Here is a 14,133-nt window from a genome sequence, read left to right on the forward strand (position 1 = left end):
CGGCGGCCGATAACATCGAAAGTGAGGGATTCATCATCTTCTGGGAGGTCGCGTGACCATCGAACGCATCGGAGTCGTCGGCGGTGGCCTCATGGGCTCCGGAATCGCGGAGGTCAATGCCCGCGCCGGCATCTCGGTCGTCCTGATCGAGGTGTCCGAGGACGCCGCAGAGGCGGCGCGTGACCGCGTCCGCGCCTCGCTGCAGCGGGCCGTCGATCGCGGCAAGCTGTCCGAGCAGGACCGCGACGCGGCGCTCGACGCCATCGTCGTGTCGACCGACCTGAACGACCTGGCCGACCGCCAGCTGGTCGTCGAGGCGGCCAGCGAGAAGGAGTCGATCAAGCTCGACCTCTTCACCCGGATCGGCCGCATCCTGCAGGACCCGGACGCCATCTTGGCCTCCAACACCTCGTCGATCCCGATCGTGAAGCTCGGCGCCGCCTCGGGGCGCGCGGACCGCGTCATGGGCGTCCACTTCTTCAACCCGGCGCCCGTCATGAAGCTGGTCGAGCTGATCCCCTCGCTGACGACGTCGGACAAGACGCTCGACCGGATGCGGTCCTACGTGTCCGAGACGCTCGGCAAGCAGCCGATCGACGCCACCGACCGCGCCGGCTTCATCGTGAACTCGCTGCTGGTGCCGTACCTGCTATCGGCCATCCGGATGTACGAGGCGGGCTACGCCTCGGCGAAGGACATCGACAACGGCATGGTGCTCGGCTGCGGCCACCCCATGGGCCCGCTCGCGCTGGCCGACCTCATCGGCCTCGACACGATCAAGGCCATCGGCGAGTCGATGTACGAGGAGTTCAAGGAGCCGCTCTACTCCCCTCCGCCGCTGCTCGACCGCATGGTCGACGCCGGCCTGATGGGCAAGAAGTCCGGTCAGGGCTTCTACCCCTACCCCTGAGTCCCTAGTCCGTGGTGCGCTTCCCGAGCCCCTGCTCGGGAAGCAGCCGCAGGAACAGGCCCTCGCCCTCGGCGCACACGGTGTCGCCGTGGCGGATCTCGCCGCGGACGAACCACTTGCGGCCCTCGACGCGGTCGATCCAGGCGGCGGCCTGCAGCTCGGTGTCGATCGGGGTCAGCGCCCGGTAGTCGGTGTGCAGGTACGCCGTGCGGGTGATGCCGCCGGCCGCCAGCGACGCCAGGATGCCCAGCACCTCGTCGAACAGCAGGCTGACCGCGCCGCCGTGCACCGCCATGCCGCCGCCCATGAACCAGCGGCCGAAGCGGACCGTGCCCTCGACGCGCTCGGTCGTGCGTGAGGTGACCAGCAGCTCGGGCAGCATCGCGTGCCCTCGCACCGGCAGCTCGGCGACCCGGCCGTTGACCTGGTGCTGCTCGTCGGTGGTGCTCTTCTCGAGGCGGTCACGCCACACGGCGAGGTCGGCCGCGAGGCCGTCGATCGCCTCGCGGTCCATGCTCAGGGCAGCCAGCGCGTTCTGCACGTCGTGCAGGTTCTCGATCAGCTCGCCGTAGGCGCGGACGTCGTCGGCGGCGAAGTCGCCGCGGAACATCTCTTCCCAGCTCACGGGCCGAGGCTACCGAGCAGCCTCCGCCGGGCCGGCGCCACCTGTCTCCCGGACGGACCGGACCTGCTCGGCGATGCGGCCGATCGCGGCGGGCCCCACCCGGCAGCAGCCACCGATCCACGCGGCGCCGGCCCGGATCCATCGCGGCACCAGCGAGACGTCGTAGGTGGCCGTGCCGAGCCACTGCTGGGTCTCGGCGTCCCACACCTCGCCCGCGTTCGGGTAGGCGACGCCCGCCTTGCCCGTGGCGGCGGCCAGCTGCAGGGCGGGCAGCACGTCGACCGGCGCACAGCAGTTCACCCCGATCGCGACGACGGAGTCGACCTGCGCCGCCAGCGCGAAGGCCTCCTCCAGACGCTGGCCGGCACACGTCCGGTCGCCGTCGATCGAGTAGGACAGCCATGCGGGGTGGTCGTACTCGGCCAGCAGTCGCACGAGGACCTCGGCCTCGTCGGTGTCGGGAATGGTCTCGACCGCCAGCAGATCGGGCGCGGCCGCCAGCAGCGCCTCGATGCGCGGCCGGTGGAAGTACTCGAGCGCCGACACCGGCACCCCGTACCGGCCCCGGTACTCCGAACCGTCCGCGAGCAGGGCCCCGAACGGTCCCACCGAGCCGGCGACCAGACGGCCGGGGACCCCGTCGGTCGCCTCGCGGGCCAGGTCGACGCTCAGCCGGATCAGTCCGGGGTCGCGGCTCTGGTAGCTGGCGGTCGTCGCGACGTCCGCACCCGCGGCGAAGTAGTCGCGGTGCACGGCGACGATCGCGTCGGGCTCGGCGCGCAGCACGCGAGCCGTCCACTCGCCGCCGGACAGGTCGTGGCCACGCTCCTCGAGCGCGTTCGAGAGGCCACCATCGAGGATGTGCACGCCGCCAGTATGCCGTTCGGCCGGTGGCGTCCACCGCTCACCGATGCGCCCGGGCCCGACGTGCACACGGACCCGCGGAGTCGCCACAATGGCACCGTGACGTGACCCACGCGCTCACCGACACCGCACGCCGGAGGCACCATGATCGTCCCGCTGACCCTGCGCGACTTCCTCGACCGCGCCCGCACCGTCTACCCCGACCGCGTCGCCGTGGTCGACGAGCCGAACCAGGTCGCGGACTCGTGGGGGGAGGTCACCTACGCCCAGCTGTACGCGCGGGCGCGCAGCCAGGCCGCGACCCTCGACGAGCTCGGCGTCCCCCAGGGCGCGCGCGTCGCGATGATCTCGCACAACGCGGCCCGGCTGCTGGCCTCGTTCTACGGCGTCGCCAACTGGGGCCGGATCTTCGTGCCGGTCAACTTCCGGTTGGCGCCGGCCGAGGTCGCCTACATCGTCGAGCACTGCGGTGCCGAGGTCGTCATGCTCGACCCCGAGCTGGAGCACCTCGCCGCGTCCTGCTCGACCGCGAAGCACGTGTTCGTGCTGGGTCGCGACGACGACAAGATCTGGGCATCCCGGGCCGAGCCGGCCGAGTGGGAACCGGACGAGAACGCCACCGCCACGATCAACTACACCTCGGGCACGACCGCGCGTCCCAAGGGCGTCCAGCAGACCCACCGCGCGCGGTGGGTCAACGCCACCACCTTCGGCTGGCACGCCACGCTGACCGACCGCGACGTCTACCTGCACACGCTGCCGATGTTCCACTGCGACGGGTGGGGCCTGCTCTACGCGGCCACCGGCGTCGGCGTCAAGCAGGTCGTGCAGCGCCAGATCGACGGCGCCGAGATCCTGCGCCGCATCGAGGAGCACGGCGTCACCGTCCTGGCCTGCGCGCCGGCCGTCCTGACCGCGGTGCTCGACGCCCTCCCGGACTGGACCGGCGACACCGGCCGTGACCGCGTGCGCTGCATCGTCGCGGGCGCCCCGCCGCCGACCCGCACCATCCAGCGCGTCCGCGAGGAGCTGGGCTGGGAGTTCATCCAGATCTACGGCCTCACCGAGACCTCGCCGCTGCTGACGATGAGCCGGATGCGCGAGGAGTGGGAGGACTACGAGCCGCAGGAGCAGGCACGCCTGCTGTCGCGCGCCGGCGCCCCCACCATCGGCACCCGGATCATGGTGGACGACCACGGCGAGATCCTGGCGCGCAGCAACACCGTGCTGGAGTCGTACTGGGAGAACCCCGAGGCCACGCAGGAGGCCCTGGCCGACGGGTGGTTCCACACCGGCGACGGCGGCACCTACGAGGACGGGTACGTCACGATCGCCGACCGCAAGAAGGACGTCATCGTCTCGGGCGGCGAGAACGTCTCGTCCATCGAGGTCGAGGACGCCCTGGCGTCCCACCCGGCCGTGCGCGAGGTCGCCGTCATCGGCGTGCCCGACGACAAGTGGGGCGAGCTGGTGATGGCCCTGGTGGTCGTCGACGGCGACGTGACCGAGGACGAGTTGCGCAGCCACACCCGCGAGCTCCTCGCCGGGTACAAGGTGCCCAAGCGCGTCGAGTTCCGCGAGGAGCTGGCCCGCACCGCCACCGGCAAGCTGCAGAAGTTCAAGCTGCGCGCCGAGTACTGGGAGGGCCGCGACCGCCTCGTCAACTGACCGTCGGCCGGGGCGCGCGCCCCGGCCGGTCAGTCGACCTCGGTCACGATCGACTGCACCTCATCGACCCGGATCGGCGCCGATGCCACCGGCGCCTCGAGCGTCGTGGGCGCGCCGGGTACGACGACGGGCGTGCCGCCGACGGTGAACGACAGGTCGTACACGAGCCGGACCGAGGCGCTGTAGGCCGGCCGCCCCTCGACCGAGGTGCTGCCGCCGAGCGATGCCCGCCGGTACGCGTGCCGGCAGTCGCTCTCGGCCGCCGCGCGGGTGGTGGTCAGGGGGCACGAGAACGCTCCCGATCCGTCGCCCGGATCGACGCTCATCGACGCGAAGGTGGCCGTGGCGACGAGGTCGAAGGCCGACCCGGTGGCCGACGTCGAGGCGCCCGAGGCCCAGAACCAGGTGTCGAGGGTGACCAGCGTGCGGCCGGTGGGACTCGTGCTCAGCGTCGGCGTGGCCAGGTCGATCTGGCCGATGGCGCTCAGCGCACGTTCGAGCAGCGAGGGCGGCTCGTTCTCGCCGGTCCACCAGCTCGACTCCAGCTGGTACGCACCGCCGGTCGAGCACCACCGGTACCGCTCCTCGGAGTCCTCGTTCGGCGGCTCGCCGTCGGGCAACGCGAGCGGCACGATCAGATCGGTGGTGACGCAGAAGCGCGTCCCGAGGCAGTACGGCCCCTCGAGGAGGTGCTCGGCCACCAGGCCCGACGGGGCGGGCGCCGCCGCCAGGTCACACGAGGGCGCACCCGGGCCTGATGAGTCCTCACCACCGGGAGTCGTCGCGCCCGGCGAGGGCTCGTCGGCCGGGATGACGCACACGTACTGACTGACTCCCACCCATTTCACGACGGCCGGTGGGACGCACGTCGGCGCCGCGGCCGTGGCGCTCGACGACATCGCGACCAGCGCGCCGGCGAACGCGAGCGCCCCCACCGCGATCGCGACGATGGCACGTCGCACGTGGATCAGCATGGCGTCTCCGCATCGTCATATCCGCTCAACAACCACCGGCCGCCGGACTTCTCGAGCCGATAGGTGGCGGGCAGCACCTCCCCGACGTTCGTGGAGCCCGGACCGGCCGCCTTCGCACTCCGCGGCACCAGGAACATCGCCGTGAGGTCGAGGCAGCCGCTGACCGCGGCCTCGTCGCCCTCGATCTCGACCTCCGAGGGCTCGAAGGTGTAGGGGCCCAGCCACTTCAGGCCGGCGTCCTCCACCTGCGCCTTGTTGGTCTTGATCAGGTCGGCGCCGAACTCGTCCGTGACCAGGTCCCGGGAGGTCTCGGCGATCGGCTGGGTGCCGCGGTCGTACGCCGCGACCAGGAACGCGTCGACCAGGTCGAGCGCCTCACGCTGCTCGGTGGTGTACCCGTCGGCGTCGAGCGAGGGCGGGGCCGAGGCGGTCGCCTCAGGGTCGACGGCGTCGCCCTCCCCGCACGCTGACAACAGGGGGAACGCCAGCATCAGCGCCCCCAAATATCCCACGAATCGCATGGATATCGCCACCGTCGCTCCCCTCGTGCCGACCGAATGGCCACCACCCTAGGGGCAATCGCGCGCTGGCGGCGCGAGTCGTCTCAACCCGTGTTCCGCATGCCGTTCGCGATCGCGTTGACCGTCTGCAGCAGGGCGGCGCGCATGTCCTCGTCGACGGCGTCCGGGTCCTCGCGGTACCTGGCCAGCAGGTCGACCTGGGCGAACGAGATCGGCTGCAGGTAGACGTCGCGGATGTCGAGGGTGCGCTTCAGGGCGGGCTGGTCGTCGAGCAGATGCTTCTCGCCGGTGACGCGCAGGACCTCCTCGACCGTGACGGCGTGCTCGGCACGGATCAGGTCGAAGATCGGCCGCAGGTCGACCGGCACCAGCGTCTCGACGTAGTGGGCGGCGTCATCGAGGTCGGTCTTGGCCAGCGTCATCTCGACGTTGGAGATGAAGGTCCGGAAGAAGTGCCACTGCTCGAGCATCGCGGTCAGCACCTTCTCCTCGCCGGCCAGGCGGGCCGCCCGCAGGCCACTGCCGACGCCGAACCACCCGGGCACGATCTGGCGGCTCTGCGTCCAGCCGAACACCCAGGGGATCGCGCGCAGGGACTCGATGCCGCCGCCGGCGTCGGGACGGCGGGCCGGACGGGACCCGATGTTCAGTCCGCCGAGCTGGTCGACGGGCGTCGAGGCCAGGAAGTAGTCGAACAGGCCCGGGGCGTCGATGAGCCGACGGTAGGCCGCGTATGCGGCGTCACTGATGCGGGTCATCGTCTCGTCCCACTGCTGCATCGTCTCGGGAGGAGTCCGCGCCTCGAGGTGCAACGTCGAGGCCTCGAGCACGGCGGCGAGCGACAGCTCGAGGTTCTCGTGGCCCAGTCGCGGCAGCGAGTACTTGTCGCTGATGACCTCGCCCTGCTCGGTGAACTTGATGTCGCCGGTCAGGACGCCGTAGGGCTGGGCCAGGATCGCGTCGTACGTGGGGCCGCCACCGCGGCCGACCGTGCCGCCGCGACCGTGGAACAGCCGCAGCCGCACCCCGTGCCGCTGCGCGACGTCGCGCAAGGCCCGCTGGGCCCGGTGCAGCTCCCACTGGGAGGTCGTGATGCCGCCGGCCTTGTTCGAGTCGGAGTACCCGAGCATGACCTCCTGCACGTCGCCGCGCAGCGCCACCAGTCGGCGGTAGTTCGGGTCGGAGAGCAGTTGGTCCAGCACGGTGCCCGCGCGGCGGATCTCCTCGATCGTCTCCAGCAGCGGGACGAAGTCCAGACGTGCGTAGGGCTCGATGCCCTCGCCGCCGACCAGGTCGACCAGACCGGCCTGGCGCGCGAGCACGATGGGCGCCAACAGGTCGTCGCCGTCGAGGGTCATCGAGACGATGTAGGACTCGATGACGTCGTCGCCGAAGGTCTGCTTCAGCTCGCGCACCGCGGTGAAGACGCCGTAGGTGCGCGCGCCCCACTCGTCCAGGGGCGGCGGGTCGAGGGCGAGGGGACGCGGCCGGACCAGCTCGTCGGACAACAGCGCGAAGCGCTCCTCGCGGCTCAGCTCGGAGTACGGCCGGTCGGACTCGCCCAACCGGTCGAAGAGCAGGCCCAGCGCGTGGTGGTGCGCGTCGGCGTGCTCGCGGATGTCCATCGTGGCCAGGTGCAGGCCCACGGCGGCGATCGTGCGGATGGCCCGGGCCAGCATGCGGTCGGCGACCAACTCGCCGCCGTGCGCGCGCAGCGACGCCTCGACGATCGCGAGGTCGGCCAAAAGCTCGGCGCGGTCGGCGTAGTCGCGCCCCGGGACGTGCGGCCCACCCGAGGCGACGCGCTCGGCCGAATGGGCGACCTTGAGCTTCATGCACGAGAGCTTGAGCCGGTACGGCTCGTGGGCGTTCACCGAGAGCAGCCGGGGATCGAGATCGGGCAGCGCATCGATGTCGGCCGCCAGTGACTCCGCCAGTTCCACGCTGATGTCGACCAACTCGGCCGACGACGACAGCTCGCGGATCAGCACGTCGAGGTTCGTGTCGATGATCCGCGTGGCGATCCGGTTCTGCAGCTGCAGGATGTTCAGCGTGACCTCGGGCGTGACGTTGGGGTTGCCGTCGCGGTCGCCGCCGATCCACGTGCCGAACGAGAGTGGACGACGGGTCGGGTCGAGTCGGATGCCGTGCTCGGCGAGCAGGTCGGCCAGGTCGGCCGACACGTCGGGCAGCGCCTCCTCGAGGATCTGCTGCAGGAAGAACACCAGGTGCCGCGCCTCGTCGACCGGGGTGGGCCGGGTGCGCCGGACGGCGTCCGTCTGCCAGATCAGGTCGATCAACTGGGCCAGGTCCTTGTCCTGGGCGGCGCGCCGGCGGGTGCCCGGCTCGGCCGACGACGCCAGCAGGTCGGCGATCTTCCGCAGCTTGGTCAGGACCGTGCGGCGGCTGACCTCGGTGGGGTGGGCGGTGAAGATCGCGCGGACGTCGAGTCGGTCGATGCCGGCGGCCAGTCCTTCGGGACCCTGTTCGGCGACGATCTCGCTGATCGTGCTGGCGAGCCATCCCAGGTCGTCGGGGCGGGCCTCGATGGCGCGCACCCGGGCGACCTGCTCGGCCACGTTCGCGAGGTTGAAGTAGACGCCGAAGGCCCGGACGAGCTTGCCCACGGTGGGCAGGTCGAGCCCTGCCATGATCTCGCGGATCAGGGTGCCGGCCTGACGGCGCTGGGCCGGGTCGTCGGACTCCTCGAGGAGTCGGCCCTGGGCGCGCACCTGCTCGACGAGGTCGAGGAACTCCTGACCCTCGAGGCGCCGCAGCGTCTCGCCGAGCAGGTCCCCGACCCGGCGGACGTCGGCACGCAGTGCGCGGTCCTTGGAGTGGGCGATGGCATCGAACTCGGAGGCGGTCATGGGGCTCCCCTCGGCAGGCGGACATGAGTGGGCGCCGTTGCCTGCTCCCACCCTAGCCACGCGACAGCGGAGCGGCAGGGCTCAGGTGGCGCGGTGGACGACGGCCTCGACGAGGTCGCGCCACGGACCGTCGACCTGCTGCTCGGGCAGGACGGCCGCGCGCTCGTTGGCGTGCAGCTCGTAGACGAACCCGTCGGGACGGCCGTCATCGGGAGCGTCGTCCCAGGGACAGGCCTCGACCAGGGGCCACCAGGCCTGCGCCTCGTCCTCGGACGTGGCCTCGACCTCCCACTGCCGGCGCAATCCGGCGAAGCCGCCCGTGCGGATCACCCGGACGACGAGGAGGGGCTGGTCGATGTGGTCCATACCCCCACAGCCTGCCACGCGTCCCTGACCACGTCAGCCGCGTCGTACTGCCCGGCGACCGCGATCGTGGCCCGGGCGAACTGATCGAACGTGGCCTGCCGGGACAGGGCGCCGCCCAGGAGCGTCTCGAGCCAGATCCGGCCGGCGACCTCCCACGCCCGACCGCCCAGCGTCGTGGCGACCAGGTGGAAGGCCTTGTTGGGGATGCCGGAGTTGAGGTGCACGCCACCGCTGTCCTCGGTGGTCTCGATGTAGTCGTCCATGTGACCGGGCTGGGGGTCCCGGCCGAGCACGTCGTCGTCGTAGGCCGTGCCCGGAGCCGACATCGAGCGCAGGGCCGCGCCATCGACCTGGTCGGTGAACAGCCCTGCGCCGATGAGCCACGACGCCTGGTCGGCGGTCTGGCCGGCGGCGTGCTGCTCGACGAGGGCGCCGAAGACGTCGGCGATCGACTCGTTGAGGGCGCCGGACTGGTCGCGGTAGTCCAGGGCGGCGGTGAACTCGATCAGGCCGTGGGTGAGCTCGTGACCGATCACCGAGAGCGACGCGGTGAAGCGGCCGAAGATCTCGCCGTCACCGTCGCCGAACACCATCCGGGAGCCGTCCCAGAACGCGTTGTCGTAGGCCCGTCCGTAGTGGACCGTGCCCACCAGCGGCAGGTCGGCGTCGTCGATCGATCGCCGTCCGTACACCCCGCGGAACAGCGCATCGGTGGCGCCGAACCCGTCGTAGGCCTCGTCCACCGCGACATCGCCCGTGGCCGGATCACCCTCGGAGCGCACGAGCCGCCCGGGGAGGCTGGTGGCGTTCTGGGCATCGTGGACTCGTCGGTGCAGGCCGGGTCCGGCCGGCGCCGGCCGGGCCACGTTCGGGTGGTGGTGGTGCTCGGTCCGCTCGGCGAGGGCACTGCGGGCGGCCGCGACCGCGACCGAGAAGCGCTCGTCCTCGAGCGAGGCGATGCGACGGAGCAGGTGAGGCGGGACGATCCCCCGAATCGTTTCCATGTCTCGACCGTAGGGCCCCGCACCGACAGAGCGCGCGTCGTTAACTGCCACGTGAGACTCGGGACCACCAGGTGGCCGACGGACGTGGCCTTCTCAGCGTCCGCCCGCGTCCGACTCCTGATCCCTCTCGTGCTGGAGGGTCTGCACGCCCTGGAACGCTGTCGGCAGGGTGGCCCGCGCGGCGTGGTCGGGGGTCTGCTTCGCCAGGACGTAGGTGGTCAGACCGAGCCCGACCACGGTCATCGCGATCCCGACCACCCAGGCCCACCCGGTCTCGCCCTCGTTGCTCAGCCAGACGGTGGCCGTCGGCACGGCGAAGATCAGGATGACCAGGACCGCCAGGGCACGCGCACCGGCGGCGTTTCCTGCCGCCGCCTCGGCACTCGTGTCCATCATGTTGGCCCGGATGAACTGCCCCGGGCGGAAGAAGGCGAACCACGGCAGGACCACGAGCACGACCAGCCCGAGGGCGACCAGCATCGGCATGAACATGTTCGCCAGCACCGTCAGCGGCAGCTCGGAGGCGATGTCGCCGCCGCCGCGGGAGAAGTCGTACCAGTAGTGCCAGCCGTCGGGCCGCCGGTTGGCCGCGATCGTGTCCTCCACGCCGGGCCGCAGTCGGACCAGGCTCGCCGTCACGCCGAGCACCAGCCCCATGAGCAGCGGCAGCACGATGGTGCGCGCGAACGCGACGATGATCCCCGGGCTCTCGAACCTCCGCCAGATCGTCTCCAGGATGGCGAACGACACGGGCACGCAGGCGGCGAACATCAGCACCAGGCCCCAGGCGGTGTCCCCTTCGCCGTCGGCCGCCACCTCGTCGACGAGCGCGTACTCCAGCGCGATCATGACCAGCACGAGCACCCACGGAACGACGGGCAGGAACAGCCGGCGCCACGGCGCGGGCTCGCGCCGCTCGTTGACCGTGCGGAAGGCGACGTCGTCCCGCAGGAACTCGGGTCCGGAGCCGCGGCTCATGGGGCGACCCTAGGCGAGTCCTTCCCGTCGGGCACCGCGCGTGGGAGGCTCGCCGTCATGTCACCGTCGTTGACCGCATGGTCCCGGGCCCTGCTGACCGTGCTCGTGCTGTTGGGGGTCGGCGCTCTCGGGCTCATGGTGTTCGGCGCCGCGCTCATCTGGAAGGACGCGCATGACTACGCCGAACGCTGGGACGGGGTCGCGGCGCTCCTCGGCACGCTCGCCGCAGGCGCGGGCCTCGTGGCACTCGTCGTCGCGGTGGGACTGGTCCGTCGGATCAGGGCGGCGCAGGCCGCCGCCGACGCCGGTCGACTGGCGGTCGCGGGAGGCTTCGCCGTCGGGATGGCGACAGTCCTCCTGATCGCAGGTCTCTTCATCTCCGAGCTCTGGGGTTCGCTCGTGCCGGGGACCTGGGTCCCCGCCCTCGCCCTGGCCGTTCCGGCGGTCGGCACTGTCGCCGCGGGATTCAGCGCCGGCTCTGCCAGACGGTGACCTGACGCTCGCCGTAGAGCGCCGGGAGGTTCTGCGAGGAGATTCGGCTCTCCGCCAGCTCGGCCTGCAGCTCGGCCACCTTGGCCTGCAGGGCCGCCACCTGGTTCTCGAGCGCGATGACGCGCTTGACCCCTTCGAGGCCGAGCCCCTCGGCCGTGAGCTGGGCGACCTGCCCGACTGGAACCTGTTCGACTGGGTCCCCCACGACTTCGGCTGGGTGCCGCCGCTCTTCGCGTGGTGGCCGGACTGGGACCTCGGCTGGCTCAAGATCGTCTTGGGCATCGCGGTGGCGATCGGCCTCACGGCAGGCGAGATCGACCGCCGCAGGAAGCTCAGCCGGCGACGCGACGCGCCGCCGCCCGCCGGCGACGGTTGACCGGAGTCGGCGGCGCTCAGTACTGCGGATCGTCGGGACGGAACGCCGACCCGCGGGTGTGCCGACCCTGCGCCCACTCCGGCAGGGTGCGCCACTTCTCCTCGTCGACGACCTGTCGGCGCATCACCACCCGCACCAGCCAGAGCCCCACGAGCGTCATGGCGACGCCCACCGTCCAGGCCAGCGCGGTGTGCTCGGCGTTGGAGAGCAGCACCACCGCCGTGGGCACGGCGAAGACCAACATCAGCAGCACCGACATCACGCGCGCCGCCACGATGTTGGACTCGACCACCGACGGGTGCAGCTCCAGCATGTTCGCCTCGAGGAACGCCCGCGGTCGCACGAAGGCGAACCACGGCAGGACCACGAAGATCACCAGCAGCAGCGCGACCAGCATCGACGCGCCGATGTTCACCACGAGGTAGAGCGGCAGGTCGGCCAGCATGCTGCCGCCGCCCCGGGAGGCGTCGAACCAGTAGTGCCACCCGTCGTCCCGCCGCGACGAGACGACGATGTCCTCGACGCCCGGCCGCAGCCGCGCGAGCGATCCGGTCAGCCCCAGGACGGTGCCCATCACCAGCGACAGGCCGAGCGTCCGCGCGAACGCCAGGTGGATCGGTGACCCCGCCGTGCGGGTCCACAACGTCTCGAGCAGTGCCCACGCGACGGGGATGACGGCACCGAACATCACCACGTAGGCGGTGAAGGTCAGGTCACCGCCGACGTCGGCCGCCATGTCCGGGATCACCACAAACTGGGTGACCGCCACCGCGATCGCCAGGATCCACGGGAGGACCGGAAGGAGGATCGTGCGCCACGTCATGCCCCGAGTCATGGTCGCGAGCGTAATCGAGATCCGCGACGACGACCGCCGGATCGAGGACGGTCAGTCGGGGTCGGTCGACCGCTGGCGCCGAAGATGAGGCCACCGACCGAGGGCGCCGCAGCCAGTGGCGCGAACCGGGGCGGCGGTCAGCGCCGGCGCCAGCGGGCCAGCTGGGTCTCGCCGTAGAGCGCCGGCAGGTTGCGCGGCGTGCGGGTCTGGGCCAGCTCGGCCTGGAGCTCGGCGACCTTGGCCTGCAGCGCCGTCACCTGGTTCTCGAGCGCGATCACGCGCTTGACGCCCTCGAGGCCGAGACCTTCGGCGGTCAGCTGGGCGACCATCCGCAGCAGCTCGATGTCGCGCAGCGAGTACCGCCGGCCGCCGCCGGAGGTGCGGCCCGCCTCGACCAGGCCGATCCGGTCGTAGGTCCGCAGGGTCTGCGGGTGCAGGCCCGAGAGCTCGGCGGCGACGCTGATGACGAACACCTTGGCCTCGGGGCCCGGGGGGACGAAGTCACTCATGACGTCGCTCCTGTCCTCGCTGTCCGATACGCCTCGACGGCCGCCCGCATCTCGTCCGAGGGCTTCGACGGCACCTGGACCTCGACGGTGACCAGCAGGTCACCGCGCGAGCCGTCGCGACGGGTGCCGCCCTTGCCGCGCGCCCGGAAGGTGCGCCCGTTCGGCGTGCCTGCCGGGACCTTGAGCGTGACGGTGGGCCCGTCGATCGTCGGAGCGCTCACCTCACCGCCGAGCACCGCGTCGTCGAACGGCAGCGGCACCGTGACGGTCAGGTCGTCACCCTTGCGGCCGAACCGCTCGTCGCCCTCGACGTGCACGATCAGGTACAGGTCGCCCGCAGGCGCACCCGCATCGCCCTTGGCACCCTTGCCGCGGATCTTGATCCGCTGGCCGTCCTTGACGCCGGCGGGGATCTTGACGTTGATCGTGCGGCTCGACGGCGCACGGCCGGAGCCGCCGCACAGGTCGCACGGGTGCTCGACGATGAGTCCGCGGCCGCGGCACACCGAGCACGGCTCGGTCATCGCGAACACGCCGCCGGACGCGCTGGTCTGCATGCCGCTGCCCTGGCAGTTGCTGCACACCTTGGGCACGGTGCCCGGCTTGGCACCGGTGCCGTGACAGATGGTGCACGGCTCGTCACTGGTCAGGCGCAGGGGCACGGTCGCGCCCTCGACGGCCTGACGGAAGCTGATCGTGGCCTCGGTCTCGAGGTCGTCGCCCCGGCGCGGCTGGGCCTGCCGACGACGGCCACCGCCGCCGCGCGTCCCGCCGCCACCGCCGAAGATCCCACCCAGCAGATCGCTGAGGTCGAAGTCGACTCCACCGCCGTACGTGGCACCGCCGGGACCGCCCGCGCCGCCGGGCGGGAAGCCGCCCTTGAACTGCCCGAACAGGGAGCGCTGCTCGTCGTACTGCTTGCGCTTCTCGGCGTTGCCGATGACCCCGTAGGCCTCGGAGATCGCCTTGAACCGCTCCTCGGCCTGGGCGTTGCCGGGGTTGGAGTCGGGGTGGTTGTCGCGGGCCAGCTTGCGGTAGGCCTTCTTGATCTCGTCCGCCGAGGCGTCCTTCTTGACGCCCAGGACCTTGTAGAAGTCCTTGGTGGCCCAGTCAGTCGGTGCGCTCATCGTTCACCCCTCCT

Annotated in this window: 16 protein-coding genes; 4 read left to right on the top strand and 12 right to left on the bottom strand. The window is 71.4% G+C overall.

What is annotated here, in order from left to right; genetic code table 11:
• Positions 1-58 precede the first annotated feature (58 nt).
• Positions 59-910 (top strand): 3-hydroxybutyryl-CoA dehydrogenase, encoded by an 852-nt coding sequence (locus H9L21_RS13810; protein WP_187411991.1) that lies wholly within the window; start codon positions 59-61, stop codon positions 908-910.
• A gap of 4 nt (positions 911-914) precedes the next feature.
• Here the strand turns inward: H9L21_RS13810 and H9L21_RS13815 are convergent, their stop codons facing one another.
• Both H9L21_RS13815 and mmuM read right to left on the bottom strand, forming a co-directional pair.
• Positions 915-1,535: a PaaI family thioesterase gene (locus H9L21_RS13815; RefSeq protein WP_154596429.1), complete on the bottom strand. Its 621-nt coding sequence runs from the start codon at positions 1,533-1,535 to the stop codon at positions 915-917.
• A gap of 9 nt (positions 1,536-1,544) precedes the next feature.
• Positions 1,545-2,402, bottom strand: coding sequence for a homocysteine S-methyltransferase (gene mmuM / locus H9L21_RS13820; RefSeq protein ID WP_187411581.1), 858 nt, complete (start codon positions 2,400-2,402; stop codon positions 1,545-1,547).
• A 141-nt stretch (positions 2,403-2,543) separates the two neighbouring features.
• On the opposite strand from mmuM, the gene H9L21_RS13825 reads away from it, so the two are divergent.
• Positions 2,544-4,067, top strand: coding sequence for an AMP-binding protein (locus H9L21_RS13825; protein ID WP_154596428.1), 1,524 nt, complete (start codon positions 2,544-2,546; stop codon positions 4,065-4,067).
• Positions 4,068-4,096: 29 nt separating this feature from the next.
• On the opposite strand, the gene H9L21_RS13830 is transcribed toward H9L21_RS13825, so the two are convergent.
• The 6 genes from H9L21_RS13830 to H9L21_RS13855 all read right to left on the bottom strand — a co-directional run bounded on the left by H9L21_RS13830 (position 4,097) and on the right by H9L21_RS13855 (position 10,780).
• Complete coding sequence (locus H9L21_RS13830) at positions 4,097-5,041, bottom strand: hypothetical protein (RefSeq protein ID WP_154596427.1); 945 nt, start codon at positions 5,039-5,041, stop codon at positions 4,097-4,099.
• A complete protein-coding gene (locus H9L21_RS13835; protein ID WP_154596426.1) occupies positions 5,035-5,562 on the bottom strand; it encodes a hypothetical protein in 528 nt (175 codons plus the stop codon). The genes H9L21_RS13830 and H9L21_RS13835 overlap by 7 nt, the downstream gene beginning before the upstream one ends.
• 83 nt (positions 5,563-5,645) lie before the next feature.
• Positions 5,646-8,432: a phosphoenolpyruvate carboxylase gene (ppc, locus tag H9L21_RS13840; RefSeq protein ID WP_154596425.1), complete on the bottom strand. Its 2,787-nt coding sequence runs from the start codon at positions 8,430-8,432 to the stop codon at positions 5,646-5,648.
• An 81-nt stretch (positions 8,433-8,513) separates the two neighbouring features.
• Entirely contained in the window at positions 8,514-8,798 is a 285-nt protein-coding gene (locus H9L21_RS13845) for a protealysin inhibitor emfourin (RefSeq protein ID WP_154596424.1), read from the bottom strand.
• Complete coding sequence (locus tag H9L21_RS13850) at positions 8,759-9,802, bottom strand: M4 family metallopeptidase (protein ID WP_154596423.1); 1,044 nt, start codon at positions 9,800-9,802, stop codon at positions 8,759-8,761. Before H9L21_RS13850 ends, H9L21_RS13845 begins: the two co-directional genes overlap by 40 nt.
• Positions 9,803-9,895: 93 nt before the next feature.
• Positions 9,896-10,780 (bottom strand): hypothetical protein, encoded by an 885-nt coding sequence (locus tag H9L21_RS13855; protein ID WP_154596422.1) that lies wholly within the window; start codon positions 10,778-10,780, stop codon positions 9,896-9,898.
• 57 nt (positions 10,781-10,837) lie between these two features.
• Between H9L21_RS13855 and H9L21_RS13860 the strand changes: the two genes are divergently transcribed.
• A complete protein-coding gene (locus tag H9L21_RS13860) occupies positions 10,838-11,272 on the top strand; it encodes a hypothetical protein (protein ID WP_154596421.1) in 435 nt (144 codons plus the stop codon).
• On the opposite strand, the gene H9L21_RS13865 is transcribed toward H9L21_RS13860, so the two are convergent.
• A complete protein-coding gene (locus H9L21_RS13865) occupies positions 11,247-11,477 on the bottom strand; it encodes a MerR family transcriptional regulator (protein WP_154596420.1) in 231 nt (76 codons plus the stop codon). The genes H9L21_RS13860 and H9L21_RS13865 overlap by 26 nt on opposite strands.
• A gap of 12 nt (positions 11,478-11,489) precedes the next feature.
• Here H9L21_RS13865 and H9L21_RS13870 point away from each other — a divergent pair, with 12 nt between their 5' ends.
• Entirely contained in the window at positions 11,490-11,648 is a 159-nt protein-coding gene (locus H9L21_RS13870; protein ID WP_154596419.1) for a hypothetical protein, read from the top strand.
• A gap of 16 nt (positions 11,649-11,664) precedes the next feature.
• On the opposite strand, the gene H9L21_RS13875 is transcribed toward H9L21_RS13870, so the two are convergent.
• From H9L21_RS13875 to dnaJ, 3 genes are all read right to left on the bottom strand, one after another.
• Positions 11,665-12,483, bottom strand: coding sequence for a hypothetical protein (locus H9L21_RS13875; RefSeq protein ID WP_154596418.1), 819 nt, complete (start codon positions 12,481-12,483; stop codon positions 11,665-11,667).
• 137 nt (positions 12,484-12,620) lie between these two features.
• Positions 12,621-12,992: a heat shock protein transcriptional repressor HspR gene (locus H9L21_RS13880; protein WP_154596417.1), complete on the bottom strand. Its 372-nt coding sequence runs from the start codon at positions 12,990-12,992 to the stop codon at positions 12,621-12,623.
• Positions 12,989-14,119 (bottom strand): molecular chaperone DnaJ, encoded by a 1,131-nt coding sequence (dnaJ, locus tag H9L21_RS13885; RefSeq protein ID WP_154596416.1) that lies wholly within the window; start codon positions 14,117-14,119, stop codon positions 12,989-12,991. Before dnaJ ends, H9L21_RS13880 begins: the two co-directional genes overlap by 4 nt.
• Positions 14,120-14,133: the final 14 nt, after the last annotated feature.

The organism is Aeromicrobium senzhongii, from assembly GCF_014334735.1.
Taxonomy (GTDB): domain Bacteria; phylum Actinomycetota; class Actinomycetes; order Propionibacteriales; family Nocardioidaceae; genus Aeromicrobium; species Aeromicrobium senzhongii.

What these genes read in the sequence shown, in the direction of transcription:
- H9L21_RS13825 (WP_154596428.1), top strand. Translation starts at nt 2,544, where the DNA reads ATGATCGTCCCGCTGACCCTGCGCGACTTCCTCGACCGCGCCCGCACC.
- H9L21_RS13830 (WP_154596427.1), bottom strand. Translation starts at nt 5,041, where the DNA reads ATGCTGATCCACGTGCGACGTGCCATCGTCGCGATCGCGGTGGGGGCG.
- H9L21_RS13835 (WP_154596426.1), bottom strand. Translation starts at nt 5,562, where the DNA reads ATGCGATTCGTGGGATATTTGGGGGCGCTGATGCTGGCGTTCCCCCTG.
- ppc (WP_154596425.1), bottom strand. Translation starts at nt 8,432, where the DNA reads ATGACCGCCTCCGAGTTCGATGCCATCGCCCACTCCAAGGACCGCGCA.
- H9L21_RS13845 (WP_154596424.1), bottom strand. Translation starts at nt 8,798, where the DNA reads ATGGACCACATCGACCAGCCCCTCCTCGTCGTCCGGGTGATCCGCACG.
- H9L21_RS13850 (WP_154596423.1), bottom strand. Translation starts at nt 9,802, where the DNA reads ATGGAAACGATTCGGGGGATCGTCCCGCCTCACCTGCTCCGTCGCATC.
- H9L21_RS13855 (WP_154596422.1), bottom strand. Translation starts at nt 10,780, where the DNA reads ATGAGCCGCGGCTCCGGACCCGAGTTCCTGCGGGACGACGTCGCCTTC.
- H9L21_RS13860 (WP_154596421.1), top strand. Translation starts at nt 10,838, where the DNA reads ATGTCACCGTCGTTGACCGCATGGTCCCGGGCCCTGCTGACCGTGCTC.
- H9L21_RS13875 (WP_154596418.1), bottom strand. Translation starts at nt 12,483, where the DNA reads ATGACTCGGGGCATGACGTGGCGCACGATCCTCCTTCCGGTCCTCCCG.
- H9L21_RS13880 (WP_154596417.1), bottom strand. Translation starts at nt 12,992, where the DNA reads ATGAGTGACTTCGTCCCCCCGGGCCCCGAGGCCAAGGTGTTCGTCATC.
- dnaJ (WP_154596416.1), bottom strand. Translation starts at nt 14,119, where the DNA reads ATGAGCGCACCGACTGACTGGGCCACCAAGGACTTCTACAAGGTCCTG.